Raw genomic sequence first — 18862 nt, forward strand, 5'->3', positions numbered from 1 at the left:
GGGGGACCCTGTGGGAGAGTAGGACACCGCCGGACTTCTTTTCAGTGAAATGGCCACCCAAAGTTGGGTGGCCATTTCCATGTGCGGACTGCGTCGCAGTTCGTGAGAAAGGCCCCGCCGTTGGCGGGGCCTTTCTGCGTTAAGGCGCTACGTTCGCACGACCGATGAGTCGACGGGGGTACGAACGCCCGCGAAGGTGGTCGTGCGACGCAGCGCGAAACCCAATCGCTCGTACGTCGCGATGGCGTTCACGTTCGTCGCGGCGGCGTGCATCAGCGCACGGTCGCCGCGCTCGCGGATGTGGAACGCGACGTCGAGCACGAGACGCGACGCGAGCCCGCGCCGCCGGAATTCCGGGTCTGTCGACACGGCGCTGATCTCGGTCCACCCGGTGGGGTGCAGGCGTTCACCGGCCATCGCCACGAGGCGTCCTTCCCGTCGAATGCCGACGTAGCGGCCGAGTTCATACGTTCGAGGGCGGAAGGGGCCGGGCTGGTTCCGCTCCACGATCGCCAGCATCTCGTCGACGTCGGCGGTACCCAGCTCGACGGCCTCGTCATCGGGACGCGGGTCGAGTGCGGCTGTCTCGACCAGCTGCACCCCTTCGCCGCGCCAGAGCACGTCCCATCCCGGCGGGAGGTCGGGGTCGGCTCCCGAGAACCCGACCTCCCCACCCGGGCCGACCAGATCGATGAGCGCGTCCCATACCGCCGGGTCGTCCCACGAGCGCACCGCCAGAAAGGGTGCGACGTCGTCGGGGTACTTTCGGACGAGATCGTTGCCGATGGCGAAGTGCGCGTGTGGACCTGTGAGTGCGTGCCATGCCGGGTTGTCGAGGACGGTCGCGTCGGCGTCGGGGGATGCGTCGCCGGTTGCGGGAGAAGAATGTGTCACGGTCCCAGCATCCGTGCCCGCCGTGCGCCTGGCAAACCGGACGTGCTCGCCGCCGACCGCGACGCGATCGCGTCGAGCGTCCTCTCCTCCCCGGTCTGAGAAATCTTCTCCTTCCTGCATCCGCCGAGGCCCTTCGGACGGAAGAACTGGGTGCGGGTGTTCGGCCCGCTTCGACGAAGGAGGAAACGTGCGCAAGACACTCGCAACCGGCGCGATCGCCGGTCTCGCCCTCGCGGCGGGCTTCGCAGCCCCCGCGCAGGCCATCTCGGCCACGACGGCCGATCTCTCCGTACTCCACGCCATCCCCGACACACCCGTAGACGTGTACGTCAACGGTGCGTTGACCCTCGATGACTTCCAGCCCGGCACCCTCGCGGGTCCGCTCGACCTCGCTGCGGGATCGTACGACATCGCCATCACGGCGCCGGATGCTGCGGACGCCAGCGCCCCGATCCTCGAGGCCGCCGTCGACCTGGCCGCCAACACGAGCTACACCGCCGTCGCTCACCTCAGCGAGGCCGGTGCTCCCACGGTCACCCCGTTCGTCAACGACACCAAGACGACGGCGGCGGGCGAAGGGCGCCTCACGGTGCGCCACGTCGCCGCAGCCCCCGCGGTGGACATCCTCGCCGGTGGATCGCCGGTCGTGGAAGGCCTCGTGAACCCGAAGGAGGCGACCCTCGACCTGCCCGTCGGAACCGTCTCGGCGGCGGTCGCCCTCGCCGGCACCACCGACCCCGTGATCGGCCCGGCGGACGTCGCCATTCAGGACGGCGTGCTGACGGTGGTCTACGCCTGGGGCAGCGCGGCGGACGGCAACCTCGCCCTCGCCACGCAGACCGTGACCGTCGGGCACACCGTCCCGGGCGCTGTCATCTCGGGTACCGCCGGGTATGCGGCACAGCGCGACGCGGGCACACAGGGTCTGTGGGCGATCGGATTCGCAGCGATCGCGGGTGCCGCAGTGGTGGCAACCACCGCGGTCGTCCGACGTTCGCGCGGTGCGAAGCACACCGTCTGACCAGCCATCGAGACCGGAGAGCCCTTCTTATGAACCTGCGACGTACAGCTCCCCTCGCAGTGGTTCTCGTGCTCTCCGCCTGTGCGCCCGCCCCGACCCCCCTCGGGGCGGGCGCACCCACTGCCTCCACGTCGACCCCGTCCGCAACTCCCCCAGCCCCGGTCGTCGACGTCCCCCGCGTCGACAGCTCACTGCACGCCCCTCGCGCTGCTGTGCCCCCGGTGCGGGTGAGCATCGCGGACGCGCGAGTCGACGTGGAGGTGGTCCCCGTCGGCATCGAGACCGGCGGCTTCATGGAGTTGCCCGTCGACCCGGCGATCGCCGGGTGGTACCGGTTCGGCTCAGACCCGTGGAGCCCGGACGGCAACACCGTGATCTCGGCGCACATCGATGCGCCGGACTATCCGATCGGTCCGTTCGCGGTGCTGCGCGACCTCGCGCCGGCGACGCAGATCGAGGTCGTCGGGCAGGACGGCCGGAGCGCTCTGTACGCCGTCGAGTCGGTGACCTACTATCCGAAGGACGCGCTTCCCACAGAGGACCTCTTCGCGCGGCGAGGCGCGAACGATCTCGTACTGATCACGTGCGGTGGAGAGTTCGACAGCCGGACGGGCCATTACGACGACAACGTCGTGGTCGTCGCCGCACCGGTGGCTGCAGGATGAACCGACAGGGAGGCCGGGACCCCGTGGCAGACCCCGAGGGCGAACTCTCGACAGAGGAGGCGTTCGTCGCGGGCGACGAAATCGCTCTGGCACATGCCTACCGGCGGTGGTCACCCGTGGTCTACACCCTCGCGCTTCGCTCGCTCGGCGACCGCACCGATGCCGAGGACGTCACGCAGAAGACCTTCGTCTCGGCCTGGACGTCGAGAACCTCGTACGACCCGGCGCGAGCACGGCTGTCGACCTGGATCATCGCGATCGCCAAGCGTCGTATCGCCGACATGCATGAGGCCCGGCGCCGCATCCGTGCGCTGCAGGAGGAACTGCAGCGAGTGACGATCCCGGACGACCTGAGAGCGTCAGCGCCGGTCGATCTCGGAGACACTCTCTTGGTGGCACAGGAGATCGATCGTCTCGAACCCGATGCGCGGAAAGTCATGAGGTTGGCGTTCTTCGACGACCTCACCCACGACGAGATCTCACGCCGCATCGGCATGCCGCTGGGAACCGTCAAGAGCCATATCCGTCGCAGCCTGGAACGCATGCGCACTCGACTGGAGGTGACACATGGAGCACATCGATCCTGAGCTGCTCGCGCTCATAGCGCTCGGCGAGCCTGTCGCGACATCGGAGACCGAACGGCATCTCGACGAGTGCGACGAGTGCGCCGACAGCCTCGCCGGGCTCCGCCGTGCGGCGCTCGCCGGGAGAGCGACCCTCGACGCCGGCGATCTCGAGCGTCCGCGCGAGGTGGTCTGGGAGCGCATCGCCTCCGAGCTCGCGCTCGGAAGGTCTGCGGTACCGACGGTGCCCGTCCCCGGCGCGGTGCCGCCCCCGACCGACCCGTTGTCGTCCCGTGCCGCTGCGCGCAGGCACGCTGCCAGGCGCCGGCGCCCCGGTCCCAGGTGGGGTCTCGCTGCCGCTGCACTCCTCGTCGCCGGCGCGGGCCTCGGAACCTGGGCGTGGACGAGTTCCACCACGCCCACGGAGATCGCGCAAGCATCCCTCGGGGCGTTCCCCGATCATCCCGGCGCCCAGGGCACCGCGGTCGTGGAAGAGAATCCGGACGGCTCACGGTTCGTGCGCGTCGAGGTCTCCGCGGATGCGGCGCCCGACACGTATCGGGAGGTGTGGCTCATCGCCGCCGACGCGTCGGAGCTGGTGAGCCTCGGCGTCCTCGACGACGACACGGGCACCCTGACCGTTCCCGCGGGTGTGGACCTCGCTCGTTTCCCGTTGGTCGACGTCTCGCAGGAACCCGTGGACGGCGGCCCCGACCATTCGGGCGACTCGATCGTGCGGGGCGAGCTTTCCTTCTCCTGAGGTCGCCCCCGCGGGAGCGACGTCAGGGGGGCCTGCGGAGAGGATCCGCACCCGCCTCGTCCACGGTGTAGGTGCCGACCTCGGTCACGTGTGCGCCCGCACCCTGCACGTGTGAGCGCGAAGCGCAAGCGAATGCGACGTGCATCCGGGCCGCTTACCCTGGAAATCCGCTGCTATCCCAGGGAGGCCCGCCCGTGGCGACGTCCAATCCGCACGAGTCGAAGGTCTGGCTCTCCGCATATGCCCCGGGGGTTCCCCACGACATCGACGAGGTCGTCGAAACGCTCCCCGACATGATCGAGGCGAGCGTGAAGATGCACGGCAAGGCTCCGGCCCTGGAGTTCTTCGGTGCCGTCACCTCGTACCGCGATCTGGGCGAACAGATCGAACGGGCCGCCGAGGGGCTCTGTCGCCTGGGCGTCGTCGCGGGCGATCGGGTCGCTCTCATCCTCCCGAACTGCCCCCAGCACGTCGTCGCGTTCTACGCGGTGCTGCGCCTGGGCGCCATTGTCGTCGAGCACAATCCGCTCTACACCCCGCGGGAGCTGCGTCACCAGTTCGAGGATCACGAGGCGAAATTCGCCATCGTCTGGGACAAGGTCTACGACGTCGTCGATGACTTCCCGCAGGACGTCCGGCCGGAGCAGATCGTCGCCGTCGACATGACCGACGCCTTCCCCTGGTCCAAGCGCGTGGCGCTCCGCCTCCCGGTGGCGAAGGCCCGCGCGGCGCGAGCGAAGCTCACCGCGAAGCCGCGGGCGAAGCATCCGATCTCGTGGGACTCGCTCGTCGCGGGCCGTCGCCTTCCGCGGCGCACACCGCGCCCGTCCGTCGACGACATCGCGCTGCTGCAGTACACCAGCGGCACGACGGGATCGCCGAAGGGGGCGATCCTCACGCACGGCAACCTGCGGGCGAACGCCATGCAGGGGCGGGCGTGGGTGCCGGGCCTGCGCGAGGGCGAGGAGACCTTCTACGGCGTACTGCCGCTGTTCCACACGTACGGCATGACGCTCTGCCTCACGTTCGCGATGAGCATCGGGGCCCGTCTCGTCCTGTTCCCCACCTTCGACGTGTCGTTGGTGTCGGATGCGGCGAAGAAGAGCCCGCCCACGTTCCTGCCCGCCGTGCCGCCCATCTACGACCAGCTCTCCCGGGCCTCCGCGCAGGGCTCGATCGACCTGACATCGGTGAGGTTCGCCATCTCGGGGGCGATGAGCCTGCCGGTCGCGACCGTCGAGAGGTGGGAGGAGGCCACCGGCGGTCTGCTCGTCGAGGGCTACGGCATGACCGAGACCTCGCCCGTCGCGCTCGGCAACCCCATCGGCCCCTCCCGACGCCCGGGGACGGTGGGGGTCCCGTTCCCGAGCACCGAGATCCGGGTGGTCGACCCCGACGATCCGTCGGTCGACGTGGAGCCCGGCGAACCGGGCGAACTGCTCATCCGGGGACCCCAGGTGTTCCAGGGCTACTGGCGTCGTCCGGGGGAGTCGGCAGACTCTCTCCTCGAGGGCGGGTGGGTGCGCTCCGGCGACATCGTCACCGTCGCGCCCGACGGTTTCGTCACGATCGTCGACCGCCTCAAGGAGCTGATCATCACGGGGGGCTTCAACGTGTCGCCGACCGAAGTCGAGGAGACGCTGCAACAGCACCCCGACGTCGCCGACGCCGCCGTCGTCGCCCTCCCGCGACCTGACGGCGGAGAGATCGTCGCTGCGGCGGTCGTGCTGCGACCCGGTGCGACGATCGACGTCACCACCCTGCGTGAGTTCTGCCGCACGCGCCTGGCGGCCTACAAGGTGCCCAAGCGCGTCTTCGTCGTCGAGGACCTGCCGCGTTCGCTCATCGGCAAGGTGCTGCGGCGCGAGGTGCGCACGCGACTGCTCGGCGAGGCCTAGGGCGGCGTCGGACTGCACCCGGCCCCGTCCGCGAGCGCTGACATAGGATTTCCTGCGTGGAACAGCGACAGACCGACTCGCGCTACTGGTACGGCGCGACCGAAGCGGAGCAGCGCCAGCGCGCCGTCGAGGTGCTCCAGGCCTTCCGCCTGTATCGCGCCGCCGAGGTCGCGATGCGTCGTCGCACCCGCGACTCGATGTCGATGGGCGAGAACGAACTGCTCGTCCTTCGATACCTCCTGAAAGCAGCACGCGAGGACCGCCAGGTCTCCCCGAGCGAACTGACCCGCTACCTCGGCGTCTCGACCGCCTCCACGACTGCCATCGTCGATCGCCTGGAGCGGTCGAACCACGTCGTCCGGGTGCCGCACCCCACCGATCGCCGCAGCGTCCGCGTCGTGGCCACAGCCCGCTCCGACGAAGAGGTGCGTGCGACGCTTGGCGACATGCACGAGCGCATGATGGCCGCCGTGATCGACATGACGCCGGAGGAGAGTGCCGCCGTGGTGTCGTGCCTCACCCGTCTGCAGGACGCCGTCGACCGTGTAGACGCGCACCCGGTCGGCGACGACGCATCCGACGTTCTGCCCTGAGGTCGTGAGGCGGGCAAGAAGCTTGCTTGACTAGGTATCGACAGAACATTCGACCGCCCGGTTGCGCCGTGGAACCATGGCTCGTATGGAGACCAGGAGAGCGGATGCGGCGACGTCGGCCCCCTCGGACGACGACGGGCACGTCATCATCGAGGGCGTCGAGGTCATACCGTTCGCGACGGTCGTCTCACGCCTGTGCGTCGACTACCCGAACGTGTCGGTCACGAGGATCGAGACGATCCTCTTGCGCGAGTGGGAGGCGTTCACGGCCGGTCGGCCGCTCGTCGTGCCGGCAGCGCTCGAGGACGGCGTGCGCGAGATGCTCGACGAGCGCTGACGGCTCAACTCACGAGGAGCGGCTGCTGTCGTCGGTGGGTTCGGCGACGAGCATGAGGCCGCCGGAGGAGTTCGCCGATGCGGCGAGTTCCTCGATCCACGCCCGGCTCAGGAGCGCGGGTTCGGGGTCGTCGAAGACGAAGCGCAGGGGAATCGACGGGTGCAGCCAGACCGTGCTGCGCCCGGGCTCGGCGTCGTCGGCGTGCGTCCACGAGAGGGTGAAGCTCTCGCCCCTGCGCAGCTTGGTCGCGATGACCACCTTGAGGTGCGCGAGAGCGCGGTCCTCGATCTCGACCGGCGCCGAGGAGTCTCCGTAGTAGATCGTTCCCACCCCGCCACGCTACCTCGTCGTCTCCTCCTCGAAGGGGGCCTTGCGAGCGGTGCGTCGGGATGGCAAGGGGGACGCTCTCCGTGACGGGTAGGCTCGCCACATGGGCAGATTCATCTACGACACGATGGCGAACTCGGTCGACATCGATGACCGCACGCTGGCGCACCTCCGCATCGTGGTGATGAACAAGCTGCGTCGCTCGGAGTCGTTCATGTTCGACATCGAGGTGGGCGACGGCAGCGGGAGGCGGAGCTTCTGGATGCACCCTTCGGTGCCGATCCAGTTCCACTTCTTCGGCAGCCGCAGCCCGCGGATCAACCGGGCGTGGGTCGAGGAGCTGATGCTCGTCGCCAGCGGGCCCAACGGACTGGCGATCGTGCCGGAGCCGTCGGAAGACGCCTTCGTCGAAGAAGGCTGACGCCGCGGTCGCCCTCAGCTCGCCGTGGACTCTGGCGCGGTCTCCGGCGTCGCGACATCGAAGAGCTCGGCGACGAGCATGATCCCGCCCGAAGAGCTGGCGGAATTGGCGAGCTCCTCCACCCATTCCCGGCTCAGGAGCGCGGGTTCGGGGTCGTCGAAGACGAAGCGCAGGGGGATCGACGGGTGCAGCCACACTGTGCTGCGGCCGTGCGGCTGGTCATCGGGATGGCGCCACGAGACCGTGAAGCTCTCGCCACGGCGGAGCTTCGTGGCGATGACGACCTTCAGATGAGCGAGCGCACGATCTTCGATCTGGATGGGAGTCGCCGACCCGCCGTAGTAGATGGTGCCCATACGCCTCACCCTAACGGGCCATGTGGGCGGATGCGTATCGCCTCCGTGCTTGTCAAGGGGACCGGACGTGCGGGGGGCGGCTGTCATTGTGGGGTGATGACCGGAAGGGAGAACCTGGCTGTGACCACACATCCTGGCCCCACGGCGTCCGACAACGACGGACACCCGAACGACGCGACCGACCCCGCAGACGTCTTCGCGGGCCTGTTGGCCATCGACGTCATCGACGGCGAGCTCGTTCCCCGTCGCGCACGCGTACCCCGCTGAACCCGTCGATCAGACGATCGTCCGCGAAGCGATGGCGCCGCGCGGAGGCGCGGTCGTCGCGCGCGGAACCAAACGCGTCGGTAGCTCGACGTGCGTCTGCTCAGGGGCCTGTCCCGACATGAGTGCGACCAACATGGAGGCAGCCGTGGCGCCGAGCCGTTGCATCGGCTGGCGAACGGTCGTGAGGGGGATCGCGGACTGCGACGCGTCGGGGATGTCATCGAATCCGATCACCGACAGGTCGTCGGGAACGCGGATGCCGAGCTGCTCCGCCACGCGGATGAGCCCGAGTGCCGACACGTCGTTCGCTGCGAAGACGGCAGTCGGCGGCCGTGCGGTCTCCAGAAGAATGCGTGCCTCGACGGCCACCGCGTCGGCGAGGTAGCTGCCGACCCGCGTGAGACGCGGATCGTGGGGGAGGCCGGCATCGGAGAGCGCTCGACGATACCCGGCTTCGCGCAGGATCGACGAGCGCAGGTCGGGGCGCCCGGCGAGGAATCCGATGCGCGTGTGGCCGAGCTCGGCGAGATAGCTGGTCGCCTGGTGGGCGCCGGCGAAGCTGTCGGACTCGACCGTCGGGAGATCGGCGTGACCGGTGTGCGGGTCGACCGCGACGATCGGCACCTCGGTGTTCACCTCGAGCACGGTGGGGGTGACCATGATCACGCCGTCGATCAGGGTGCCGCTGAGGCGGCTGAGCGAACGCCGCTCCCACCCCTGGTCGGAGTGCTGTCGGGAGCCGCTGTAGGCGAGGAGGTCGTAATGCGTCTCGCGCAGGCCCCAGCCCACACCCTTGAGGATCTCGGCGCTGAAGGGCTCGAAGTCGGCGACGAGGACCCCGATGACCCCGGTGCGCCTCGATCTCATGCTGCTGGCCACGAGGCTCGACTCGTATCCGAGATCGGACACAGCCTGGAGCACGCGCGCGGCGGTCTCTTCGGCGACGCCGTACCGGCCGTTCACAGCCTTCGACACCGTCGCGACCGACACGCCGGCCGCCGCGGCCACGTCGTGGATCGTCGCTCGTCTTGCCATGAGACCTGATCCTAGGACCTTTGAAAATGATTTCGAAAACGTTTGACGGTCTGGAATTGCTGGGTGACACTGGACGCGTCCGCAGGCCCTCGCACCGCATCATCGGCCCGGATAGGACCCGGCGGCTCGTCGACAGAGCCCGCACTCAACGAAGAGAACAGGTGGATCACATGAAGCTCAGCAGAATCGGGGCAGGCGTCGCCGTCGCCCTCACCGGAGCGCTCGCGCTCGCCGGATGCTCCGGAGGCGGCTCGGAGTCCGCCGACGGCAGCGTCTCGATGACCCTCTGGCACAACTCCTCGACCGGCCCCGGCCAGGAGTTCTGGGAAACGACGGTCGCCGATTTCGAAGCGGCCAACCCCGGCGTGACGATCGAGATCCAGGCACTGCAGAACGAGGAGCTCGACGGCAAACTGCAGACGGCCCTCAACTCGGGCGATGCGCCCGACCTGTTCCTCCAGCGCGGCGGCGGGAAGATGGCGGCCATGGTCGAGGCCGGTCAGGTCAAGGACCTCACCGATCTGCTCTCGGACACCGCCACCAGCGAGATCCCCGAGGCATCCTTCGGGGCCAACACGCTCGACGGCAAGGTCTACGCCATGCCGGTCGCCGTTCTCCCCGGCGGCATCTTCTACAGCCAAGACCTCTTCGACGCCGCGGGAATCGAGGGCACGCCGGAGACGATCGACGACCTCGAAGCCGACGTCGAGGCACTCAAGGCCACCGGCGTCTCCCCGATCGCCCTCGGTGGGAAGGACGCCTGGCCGGCGGCGCACTGGTACTACTTCTTCGCGCTGCGTGCCTGCAGCCCTGAGGCAATGGCCGATGCGGCTTCGGAGATGAACTTCGACGACCCGTGCTGGCTGGATGCTGCGGAGAACCTCCAGAGCTTCGCCGACACCTCGCCGTACAACGAGGGCTTCCTCTCCACCTCCGCTCAGCAGGGCGCGGGCTCGTCGGCCGGTCTGCTGGCGAACCGCCAGGCGGGCATGGAGCTCATGGGCGCCTGGAACCCGGGTGTCATCAGCTCGCTCACGCCCGACCAGCAGCCGCTCGCGGACCTCGCCTGGTTCCCGTTCCCCGAGGTCTCCGGTGGTGACGGGGAACCCGGCTCGATCATGGGTGGTGTCGACGGGTACTCCTGCTCGGTCGATGCTCCCGACGCGTGCGTCGACTTCCTGAACTACCTCGCGACCTCCGACGTGCAGGAGGCCTACTACAAGGCCTTCAACGCCCCGCCGGTCAACACCGTCGCCCAGGAAGCGGTCACCGAGCCCTACCTGCAGCAGATCATCGAGGCCTACAGCGCCGCGCCGTACGTGTCGCAGTGGCTCGACACGGTCTACGGGCTGAACGTGGGTAACGCTCTCAACGTCGCCGTGGTCGACCTGCTGGCCGGACAGAGCGGACCGCAGGAGCTCGTCGACGCGGTCAACGCCGCCGCGGCGAAGGGCTAGGACGCGGCGAATGTACGTCCGCGACGCATCGACCACGGAGCCCCCGGCTCCCGTCGAGGTCGCGGGGCACGGCGGGGGCGACGTCACAACGTCGCTCCCGCCGGTCGGCCGACGCCGTAAGGGCATCGGCTGGGCGGGGCGCATCGAGATCGCGCTCCTCGTCGGTCCCGCGCTCCTCGTCTTCCTCGGCTTCGTCATCTTCCCCGTCGTCGCCGCCGCCTACTACGGCTTCTTCAACTGGAAGGGCTACGGGGCGCCGACCGACTTCGTCGGTTTCGACAACTACCTGATCATCCTGCAGGACACGAACTTCCACGAAGCCCTGGGGCACAATGCCTTCATCGTGGTCGCCTCCCTCGTCCTGCAGGGGCCGGTGGCGCTCATCCTCGCGCTTCTGCTGAACCGCCGGATGCGCGGGCAGTCCATCATCCGCGTGCTCATCTTCGTCCCCTACGTCATCGCTGAAGTCGTGGTCGGGGTCGGGTGGAGCCTCATGCTCCAGCAGAACGGCGCGTTGAACGGTCTGCTCGAGAACCTCGGTCTGAGCAGCCTGGAGCAGGACTGGCTCGCCAACCCGTCGATCGCCATCTGGACGCTGATGGTCATCATCACGTGGAAGTACGTCGGCTTCGCCGTCATCCTCTTCCTCGCCGGCCTCCAGGGCATCCCCGAGGAACTGTCGGAGGCGGCCGCGATCGACGGCGCGTCGTACTGGCAGATCCAGTGGCGCATCACGCTGCCGCTTCTCGGACCGACACTGCGCATCTGGGCGTTCCTGTCGATCATCGGCTCACTGCAGCTGTTCGATCTCGTCTACATCATCTGGGGCCAGTACGTGGCCTCCACGGCGGGCACGTCCACGATGGCGACCTACATGGTCTCCGAGGGGCGCAACGCCGGCAACTACGGCTACGGCAACGCCGTCGCCGTCGTCATCTTCGTGATCTCGCTCGTCGTCGCGCTGATCTATCAGCGCTTCGTACTGCGGCGCGACACGCAGGGCGCACTGACCGGAGGGAAACGCCGATGAGCACTGCGACAGCCGTTGTGACAACGCGCACCGGCGCGCGGAAGACCCGCGACCGCCCGAAGCTCCCCTGGGGAAACCCGCTCGTCTACTTCCTCGCGCTCGCGGTGATCGCGCTGCTCCTGGCACCCGTCGCCTACATCGTGCTCGGCGGATTCCGCTCGAACTCGCAGATCACCACCGACCCGGCGGGATTCCCCGGGCCGTGGCTCGTGGAGAACTATCTCAGCGTGCTGCAGGGCGGGATCTTCTGGCGACAGGTGCTCAACTCCGCCATCGCCGCGCTGGCGACGACGGCCGGCGCGGTGATCCTCGGCCTCATGGCGAGTTACGTGCTCGCACGGTACCGATTCCGCGGGCGCGGAGTGCTCTACGCGCTCTTCGCCGCCGGCCTGATGTTCCCGATCACGGTGGCGATCACGCCGCTGTACATCGTGGTGCGCAACCTCGGACTGATGAATTCGCTGCCCGGGGTGATCCTGCCGCAGATCGCGTTCGCGCTGCCGACGACGATCATCATCCTCGTGCCGTTCCTCCGGGCCATCCCCGACGAGATCGAGGAGGCCGCCTTCATCGACGGAGCGAGCCGCATCGGATTCTTCTGGCGCATGGTCATCCCGCTGTCGATGCCGGGCGTCATCACCACCGGCATCCTCGCGTTCATCGGCAGCTGGAACAGCTACCTGCTGCCGCTGTTCATCTTGAACAACGAGGCGACATTCACCCTGCCGTTGGGGGTACAGGCGTTCTCGTCGCAGTACTCCGTCGACACCGCCCGAGTGCTCGCCTTCACCTCGCTGTCGATGATCCCGGCGCTGGTGTTCTTCAGCCTGTTCGAGCGCCGCATCGTCGGCGGACTGACCGGCGCGGTCAAGGGCTGAGAGGGCTCGCAGTGATAGATCCGACGAATTCCGGCCCTTCGCCGCGCGTGCGCGCGCTGTGGGCGCAGATGACACTCGATGAGAAGCTCGCCCAGCTGGTGGGATTCTGGGTCGACCAGGGCGACGAGGTCGTCGCGCCGATGGCGGGCGAGATGGCCACGGCCACGACATACGCCGATGCCACCGTGCACGGCCTGGGGCACCTCACACGCGTCTACGGCACACGACCGGTCGACCCGGTCGAGCGCGCCGCGTGGCTGTGGGGGGAGCAGAGGCGGCTGAAGACCGAGACGCGCCTGGGGATCCCCGCACTCGTGCACGAGGAGTGCCTGACGGGGCTCGCGGCGTGGAAGGCCGCGACCTTCCCGACGCCGCTCGCGTGGGGTGCCGCGTTCGACCCCGACCTCGTCGAGGAGATGGGGCGCGCGATCGGTGAATCTATGCGGGAGCTGGGGATCCACCAGGGCCTCGCGCCCGTGCTCGACGTCGTGCGCGATCCCCGGTGGGGGCGGGTAGACGAGTGCATCGGCGAAGACCCCTACCTCGTCGGAACGGTGGGATCCGCGTACGTGCGCGGGCTGCAGAGCACCGGTGTGCATGCCACGCTCAAGCACTTCGTGGGGTACTCGGCGTCGCAGGCGGGGCGCAATCATGCCCCGGTGCACGCCGGTGCTCGGGAGATCGCCGACGTCTTCCTCCCGCCGTTCGAGATGGCGATCCGCGACGGCGGGGCGCGGTCGGTCATGAACTCCTACGCCGAGATCGATGGCGAGCCCGTCGGAGCCACCCCTCGTTACCTCGAGGGAATCCTTCGCGAGCAGTGGGGTTTCGACGGCGTCGTCGTGTCGGACTACTTCTCGGTGGCATTCCTGCACTCGATGCACGCGGTCGCCGCCGACCTCGGCGCTGCCGCCGAGCTCGCCCTCCGGGCCGGCATCGACGTCGAGCTGCCCACCGGCGACGCGTTCCTCGCGCCGCTCGCGGAGGGCGTGCGCTCGGGGCGGATCGATGAGGCGCTCGTCGACCGGGCGGTGATGCGCGTACTCACGCAGAAGGAGCAGCTCGGCCTGCTCGACGAGACCTTCGCCGATCCTCCGAGCTTTGTCGACCTCGACACCCCGGATCACCGCGACATCGCCCGACGCCTCGCCGAGGAGTCGGTCGTGCTGCTCGCCAATGACGGCACGCTACCCGTGACCGGGCCGCGGCGGGTCGCCGTCATCGGCCCGAACGCGGCAGCATCCGAACCCCTGATGGGCTGCTACTCGTTCGTCAACCACGTGCTCGCCCATCACCCGGGCACCCCTCTCGGCATCGAGATCCCGACCGTGCTCGACGCCCTGCGGCTCGAGTTCGCCGGCGCGGAGATCGCCTCGGCGGTCGGATGCGATGTCGAGGGCACCGATCGAGCGGGCTTCGCCGAGGCCGAGAAGATCGCGCGCGAGGCCGACATCGCGATCGTCGTCGTCGGCGACCGGGCCGGGCTCTTCGGCCGCGGAACCGTCGGTGAGGGCAACGATCGCGAGAGCCTCGACCTGCCGGGGCTGCAGCGAGAGCTGGTCGAGACGCTCGTCGCCACCGGAACGCCGGTGGTCGCGGTGCTGCTCACCGGCCGCCCGTATGCCATCGACTGGGCGTTCAGCGGCGACCGCCGCCCTGCCGCCGTGCTGCAGGCGTTCTTCCCCGGGGAGGCAGGAGGCGAGGCCATCGCCGCGGTTCTGTCGGGGCGTGTGAACCCGTCGGGGCATCTGCCGGTGTCGCTGCCGCGCTCAGCCGGTGCGCAGCCGTTCAGCTACCTGCATCCGATCCTCGGCGGAGACTCGGAGATCACCAGCGCCGCCAGCTCGCCGACGCTGCCGTTCGGTCACGGCCTCGGCTACACCACGTTCGAGCGACGTGATCTCAGCGTCGACGACGAGGTGCGGGCCGGGGCGTCGTTCTCGGCCGCGGTGACGGTGCGCAACACGGGGTCCGTCACGGGCACCGAGCTGGTGCAGCTCTACGCGCGCGATCTGTTCGCGAGCGTCACCCGTCCCGTGGCGCAGCTCATCGGCTACCGGCGCGTGGAGCTCGCCCCGGGAGAGGAGGTGCGGGTCGTGTTCGAGGTTCCCACGACGCGTCTCGCCTTCAGCGATGCGTCGATGCGCCGCATCGTCGAGCCCGGTGAGGTCGAGCTGTGGGTCGGGCCCTCGTGCGTCGAGAAGGAGGCGACCGCCCTGCTGGCCATCGTCGGCGACGTGCACGAGGTCGCGCCGACCGATGCGCGGCTGGTGGTCGCCCGCGTCGATCGGGTGTCGGTGTCGGTCTGAGCCGGATTCAGGCGGGCGAGGGGGCGCGCAGGAGCTCGGCGAAGGCGATCTCGGCGGCGCCGATGAGCAGGCGGTCCTCGGCGAGCACCGCGAGCCGCAGCTCGAGCGCATCGGCCACGCCGGGCATCGACTGCGCCCGCACACCCTCGACGAGGGAAGGAATCGCGTCGGCGGCGATCGTCGCCAGGAACCCGCCGAGCACCACCACGGCCGGGTTCAAGACGTTGACGGCGTTGGCGAGGGCGGTGACGAGGATGCGGCGTTGCCGCGCGACCTCTTCGGCCACGCCGGGCTCCGTCGCCGAGGCGAGGGCAGCGGCGAGCGTCGGCTCATCGGAGCTCTCCAGGCCCACCGCGGCGAGCAGCCGCGAACGGCTGACCTCGTCTTCGAGCACACCCTCCGTCGCGCGGCGGTCGGCACCGGCGGCGGGACGGTTCTGGCCGAACTCTCCCGCATAGCCGCCGGCGCCGCCGACGGGAACCCCGTGGACGATCAGGCCGCCGCCGATGCCGCTCGCTCCGCCGTTGAGGTAGATGACGTCGTCGGCCCCTCGGGCGGCGCCGAAGAGGTGCTCGGCCAGTGCTCCGAGGCTCGCGTCGTTGCCGACCGCGGTGTGCAGGCCCGTCGCTTCGGCGACGAGGTCGCGCAGCGGCGCGTCGGTCCAGCCGAGGTGCGGGGCGATCCGCACGAGTCCGTCGGCGGAGCGCACGAGCCCCGGCACGGCGAGCCCGATGCCCTCGATACGGCTGTCGCGGAGTGCGCCGGTGCGCCACCCGCCGAGGTGCGTGGCGACGAGGGCGGCGGTCTCCTCGGGCGTGGGAGGCCCCGCGGTCTCGATACGGTCGCGCGCGACGACGCGGCGGTCGAGACCGACGGCGGCGATCGTCGTCGCGTCGACCTCGGGGTGGACCGCGATCGCGACGACGCGGCCGTCGGGGGCCACGACGGGGGAGGGGCGCCCGACACGGCCGAGCGAGTCGGGAGCGCGCTCCTCGACGAGGCCCGCATCGACGAGTTCGCCGACGAGCGCGGCGATCGTGGAGCGGTTCAGCCCGGTCGCCTCGGTGAGCGCGGCACGCGATCGCGGCCCGTCGACGTGCACGAGGCGGAGGATGCGGGACAGATTGGCGCGCCGAACGCCGTCGCCCCTCGCTGCCGCTTCGCTCACGTCTCTACTGTGCCAGAGGACAGACGCCGCGCCGGCACTGGACGCGGTCGGTCGTATGGATTAGGTTGTTAAGGCCAACATATTTGTTCGAGGTCGAGCAGGAGCCCCCATGACCACCCCCACCCGCGCTGACAAGTTCTCCTTCGGTCTCTGGACCGTCGGCTACAACGGAACCGACCCCTTCGGCGGTCCCACCCGCCCTGCCCTCGACGTGGTGCACGCCGTGGAGAAGCTCGCCGAACTGGGCGCCTACGGCCTCACGTTCCACGACGACGACCTGTTCGCGTTCGGATCGACCGACGCCGAGCGCCAGACGCAGATCGACCGCCTCAAGGGCGCGCTCTCCGACACCGGCCTCATCGTCCCGATGGTCACGACCAACCTCTTCAGCGCCCCGGTCTTCAAGGACGGCGGCTTCACCTCCAACGACCGCGACGTGCGTCGCTACGCCCTGCGCAAGGTCTTCCGCCAGCTCGACCTCGGCGCCGAGCTCGGCGCGAAGACGTTCGTCATGTGGGGCGGCCGCGAGGGCGCCGAGTACGACTCGGCCAAGGACATCCGTGCCGCTCTCGAGCGCTACCGCGAGGCCGTGAACCTCCTCGGCGACTACGTCACCGACAAGGGGTACGACATCCGGTTCGCGATCGAGCCCAAGCCCAACGAGCCCCGCGGAGACATCCTTCTGCCGACGCTCGGCCACGCGATCGCCTTCATCGACTCGCTCGAGCGCCCCGAGCTGGTCGGCGTCAACCCCGAGGTCGGCCACGAGCAGATGGCCGGGCTCAACTTCTCCGCCGGCATCGCTCAGGCGCTGTACCACGGCAAGCTCTTCCACATCGACCTCAACGGCCAGCGCGGCATCAAGTACGACCAGGACCTCGTCTTCGGCCACGGCGACCTGCACAACGCGTTCGCGCTGGTCGACCTGCTCGAGAACGGCGGCCCGGGCGGCGTCCCCGCCTACGACGGCCCGCGCCACTTCGACTACAAGCCCAGCCGCACCGAGGACGAGACGGGCGTGTGGGACTCGGCCAAGGCGAACATGCACACCTACCTGCTGCTGAAGGAGCGCGCCGCGGCCTTCCGCGCCGACCCCGAAGTGCAGGAGGCGCTCGCCGCCGCGAAGGTCGCCGAGCTGTCGCAGCCCACCCTCAACGAGGGCGAGACCTACGACGACTTCCTCGCCGACCGCTCGGCGTACGAGGACTTCGACGCCGATGCGTACCTCGGCGGACACGGCTTCGGCTTCGTGCGCCTGCAGCAGCTCGCGACCGAGCACCTGCTCGGCGCCCGCGGCTGACGCAGCATCCGCCACCCATCGAGAGTCCAAGACACCCGGGCGCGACCATCGCGCCGCCCGGGTGTCTTGGACTTTCACTTGAGAAGTTCGACGTGAACAGAAGGAGAGCGCGATGACGCTCGTGGCAGGAGTCGATTCGTCGACGCAGTCGTGCAAGGTCGTCGTGGTGGATGCTGCCACCGGACTCATCGTGCGGGAGGGGCGGGCGTCTCACCCCGAGGGCACCGAGGTCGATCCCGAGGCGTGGTGGACGGCCCTGCAGTCGGCGATCGCGGTCGCCGGCGGCTTCGCCGACGTCGCTGCGGTGTCGGTCGCAGGACAGCAGCACGGCATGGTCGTGCTCGATGCGGACGGTCGGGTGATCCGGCCCGCGCTGCTGTGGAACGACACGCGTTCGGGGCAGGCGGCCGCCGACCTCGTCGCAGAGGTGGGCGCCGATGAGTACGCGCGCCGCACCGGGGTGGTGCCGGTGGCCTCGTTCACCGCGACGAAGCTCCGCTGGCTGCGCGACGCCGAGCCCGAGGCCGCCGCCCGGGTGGCCGCCGTCGCCCTGCCGCACGACTGGCTGACCTGGCGCCTCCGGGGCTACGGTCCCGAGCGACCCGACCTCGAGGCGCTGACGACCGACAGGTCGGATGCGTCGGGCACGGCCTACTGGGGAGCCGCGGGCTACGACCGCGATCTGCTCGTGCGGGCACTCGGCCACGACGCGGTGCTGCCGCGCGTGCTCGACGCGCAGGAGAGCGCGGGGACCACCGCCGCGGGCGCCGTCGTCGCCGCGGGCGCCGGCGACAACGCGGGAGCTGCCCTCGGGCTCGACGCGAAGCCCGGCGACGTGGTCGTCTCGCTCGGCACGTCGGGCACGGTGTTCGCCGTGACCGAGGATCCGGTGACGGACGCGTCGGGCACCGTCGCCGGGTTCGCCGACGCCGCCGGTGGGTATCTGCCGCTGGTCGCCACGCTCAACGCGGCTCGCGTGCTCGACGCCACGTCGCGCCTGCTCGGCGTCACGCACGAGGAGCTGGGCGCCCTCGCCTTGGAGGCCCAGCCCGGCGCGGGGGGAATGGTGCTCGTCCCGTGGTTCGAGGGCGAGCGCACGCCGAACCTGCCGGGGGCGCGGGCGTCGATCTCGGGGCTGTCGCTGGCGAACACCACGCGATCCGACCTCGCGCGCGCGGCGATCGAGGGCATGCTCGCGGGACTGGCGACCGGGCTCGACGCGATCCGCTCGCTCGGCGTCGAGGCGCGACGCGTGCTGCTCGTGGGCGGCGCGGCGCGCAACGAGGGCGTCGCCGTGATCGCCGGGCAGGTCTTCGACGCGCCCGTGGCGGTGCCGTCGCCGGGGGAGTACGTGGCGCTCGGGGCCGCGCGTCAGGCGGCGTGGGCGCTCACGGGAGCACGCCCGGGCTGGCCGGTCGCCATCGACCGCGAACCTCCGCACGACACGCGTCGCAGCATCCGTTCCCGCTACGACGAGATCGCCGCACTGCGCGCCGCAGAGTCGCGCTGACGCTCCTTCGCCGCCGACGGTGCCCGTTTCGGCCGAACGTGCCCGCTTTTTCGGGCGCCGATGGCAGGAACGG

20 protein-coding genes are annotated in these 18862 nt (G+C 69.7%); 15 read left to right on the forward strand and 5 right to left on the reverse strand.

Annotated elements, in window-relative coordinates:
* Positions 1-147: 147 nt before the first annotated feature.
* Entirely contained in the window at positions 148-894 is a 747-nt protein-coding gene (locus DEA06_RS08975; protein ID WP_240606882.1) for a GNAT family N-acetyltransferase, read from the reverse strand.
* A gap of 187 nt (positions 895-1081) precedes the next feature.
* Between DEA06_RS08975 and DEA06_RS08980 the strand changes: the two genes are divergently transcribed.
* From DEA06_RS08980 to DEA06_RS09010, 7 genes are all read left to right on the forward strand, one after another.
* Entirely contained in the window at positions 1082-1915 is an 834-nt protein-coding gene (locus DEA06_RS08980; RefSeq protein WP_116647661.1) for a DUF4397 domain-containing protein, read from the forward strand.
* Between the two features lie 227 nt (positions 1916-2142).
* Positions 2143-2580 carry a class F sortase gene (locus DEA06_RS08985; RefSeq protein ID WP_240606883.1) on the forward strand — a complete coding sequence of 146 codons (438 nt, stop codon included), beginning with the start codon at positions 2143-2145 and terminating at the stop codon, positions 2578-2580.
* 23 nt (positions 2581-2603) lie between these two features.
* Positions 2604-3167, forward strand: coding sequence for a sigma-70 family RNA polymerase sigma factor (locus tag DEA06_RS08990; protein ID WP_240606884.1), 564 nt, complete (start codon positions 2604-2606; stop codon positions 3165-3167).
* Positions 3148-3903, forward strand: a complete 756-nt coding sequence (locus DEA06_RS08995) for an anti-sigma factor (protein WP_116647664.1) — start codon at positions 3148-3150, stop codon at positions 3901-3903. The genes DEA06_RS08990 and DEA06_RS08995 overlap by 20 nt, the downstream gene beginning before the upstream one ends.
* Positions 3904-4097: 194 nt before the next feature.
* Positions 4098-5801, forward strand: coding sequence for a long-chain-fatty-acid--CoA ligase (locus tag DEA06_RS09000; protein WP_116647665.1), 1704 nt, complete (start codon positions 4098-4100; stop codon positions 5799-5801).
* 56 nt (positions 5802-5857) lie between these two features.
* A complete protein-coding gene (locus DEA06_RS09005; RefSeq protein ID WP_116647666.1) occupies positions 5858-6394 on the forward strand; it encodes a MarR family transcriptional regulator in 537 nt (178 codons plus the stop codon).
* 85 nt (positions 6395-6479) lie between these two features.
* Positions 6480-6731, forward strand: coding sequence for a hypothetical protein (locus DEA06_RS09010; protein WP_116647667.1), 252 nt, complete (start codon positions 6480-6482; stop codon positions 6729-6731).
* A 9-nt stretch (positions 6732-6740) separates the two neighbouring features.
* Here the strand turns inward: DEA06_RS09010 and DEA06_RS09015 are convergent, their stop codons facing one another.
* Positions 6741-7061 carry a hypothetical protein gene (locus DEA06_RS09015; protein ID WP_116647668.1) on the reverse strand — a complete coding sequence of 107 codons (321 nt, stop codon included), beginning with the start codon at positions 7059-7061 and terminating at the stop codon, positions 6741-6743.
* 100 nt (positions 7062-7161) lie between these two features.
* Here DEA06_RS09015 and DEA06_RS09020 point away from each other — a divergent pair, with 100 nt between their 5' ends.
* On the forward strand, positions 7162-7479 hold the full coding sequence (locus DEA06_RS09020) for an ATP-dependent DNA ligase (RefSeq protein ID WP_116647669.1): 318 nt from the start codon (positions 7162-7164) through the stop codon (positions 7477-7479).
* Positions 7480-7493: 14 nt separating this feature from the next.
* Here the strand turns inward: DEA06_RS09020 and DEA06_RS09025 are convergent, their stop codons facing one another.
* A complete protein-coding gene (locus DEA06_RS09025) occupies positions 7494-7835 on the reverse strand; it encodes a hypothetical protein (RefSeq protein WP_116647670.1) in 342 nt (113 codons plus the stop codon).
* A 120-nt stretch (positions 7836-7955) separates the two neighbouring features.
* Between DEA06_RS09025 and DEA06_RS16545 the strand changes: the two genes are divergently transcribed.
* Positions 7956-8102 carry a hypothetical protein gene (locus DEA06_RS16545; RefSeq protein WP_165817959.1) on the forward strand — a complete coding sequence of 49 codons (147 nt, stop codon included), beginning with the start codon at positions 7956-7958 and terminating at the stop codon, positions 8100-8102.
* 9 nt (positions 8103-8111) lie between these two features.
* Here DEA06_RS16545 and DEA06_RS09030 read toward each other — a convergent pair whose 3' ends face one another.
* Positions 8112-9137 (reverse strand): LacI family DNA-binding transcriptional regulator, encoded by a 1026-nt coding sequence (locus tag DEA06_RS09030; RefSeq protein WP_116647671.1) that lies wholly within the window; start codon positions 9135-9137, stop codon positions 8112-8114.
* A gap of 170 nt (positions 9138-9307) precedes the next feature.
* Between DEA06_RS09030 and DEA06_RS09035 the strand changes: the two genes are divergently transcribed.
* The 4 genes from DEA06_RS09035 to DEA06_RS09050 all read left to right on the forward strand — a co-directional run bounded on the left by DEA06_RS09035 (position 9308) and on the right by DEA06_RS09050 (position 14811).
* Positions 9308-10594, forward strand: coding sequence for an extracellular solute-binding protein (locus DEA06_RS09035; RefSeq protein ID WP_116647672.1), 1287 nt, complete (start codon positions 9308-9310; stop codon positions 10592-10594).
* 10 nt (positions 10595-10604) lie between these two features.
* The gene (locus DEA06_RS09040; RefSeq protein WP_116647673.1) at positions 10605-11624 is read left to right on the forward strand and encodes a sugar ABC transporter permease; all 1020 of its coding nucleotides are present in this window, start codon (positions 10605-10607) and stop codon (positions 11622-11624) included.
* Entirely contained in the window at positions 11621-12502 is an 882-nt protein-coding gene (locus DEA06_RS09045) for a carbohydrate ABC transporter permease (RefSeq protein WP_116647674.1), read from the forward strand. The genes DEA06_RS09040 and DEA06_RS09045 overlap by 4 nt, the downstream gene beginning before the upstream one ends.
* A 68-nt stretch (positions 12503-12570) precedes the next feature.
* The gene (locus DEA06_RS09050; RefSeq protein ID WP_116647930.1) at positions 12571-14811 is read left to right on the forward strand and encodes a glycoside hydrolase family 3 N-terminal domain-containing protein; all 2241 of its coding nucleotides are present in this window, start codon (positions 12571-12573) and stop codon (positions 14809-14811) included.
* A 7-nt stretch (positions 14812-14818) separates the two neighbouring features.
* Here DEA06_RS09050 and DEA06_RS09055 read toward each other — a convergent pair whose 3' ends face one another.
* Complete coding sequence (locus DEA06_RS09055) at positions 14819-15979, reverse strand: ROK family transcriptional regulator (protein ID WP_116647675.1); 1161 nt, start codon at positions 15977-15979, stop codon at positions 14819-14821.
* Positions 15980-16088: 109 nt separating this feature from the next.
* Here DEA06_RS09055 and xylA point away from each other — a divergent pair, with 109 nt between their 5' ends.
* Positions 16089-17279, forward strand: coding sequence for a xylose isomerase (gene xylA, locus DEA06_RS09060; protein ID WP_116647676.1), 1191 nt, complete (start codon positions 16089-16091; stop codon positions 17277-17279).
* 112 nt (positions 17280-17391) lie between these two features.
* On the forward strand, positions 17392-18789 hold the full coding sequence (xylB, locus tag DEA06_RS09065) for a xylulokinase (protein WP_116647677.1): 1398 nt from the start codon (positions 17392-17394) through the stop codon (positions 18787-18789).
* The last annotated feature ends 73 nt before the right edge of the window (positions 18790-18862 follow it).

It is taken from the genome of Microbacterium sp. Gd 4-13 (genome assembly GCF_003095395.1).
Classification (GTDB): Bacteria; Actinomycetota; Actinomycetes; order Actinomycetales; family Microbacteriaceae; genus Microbacterium.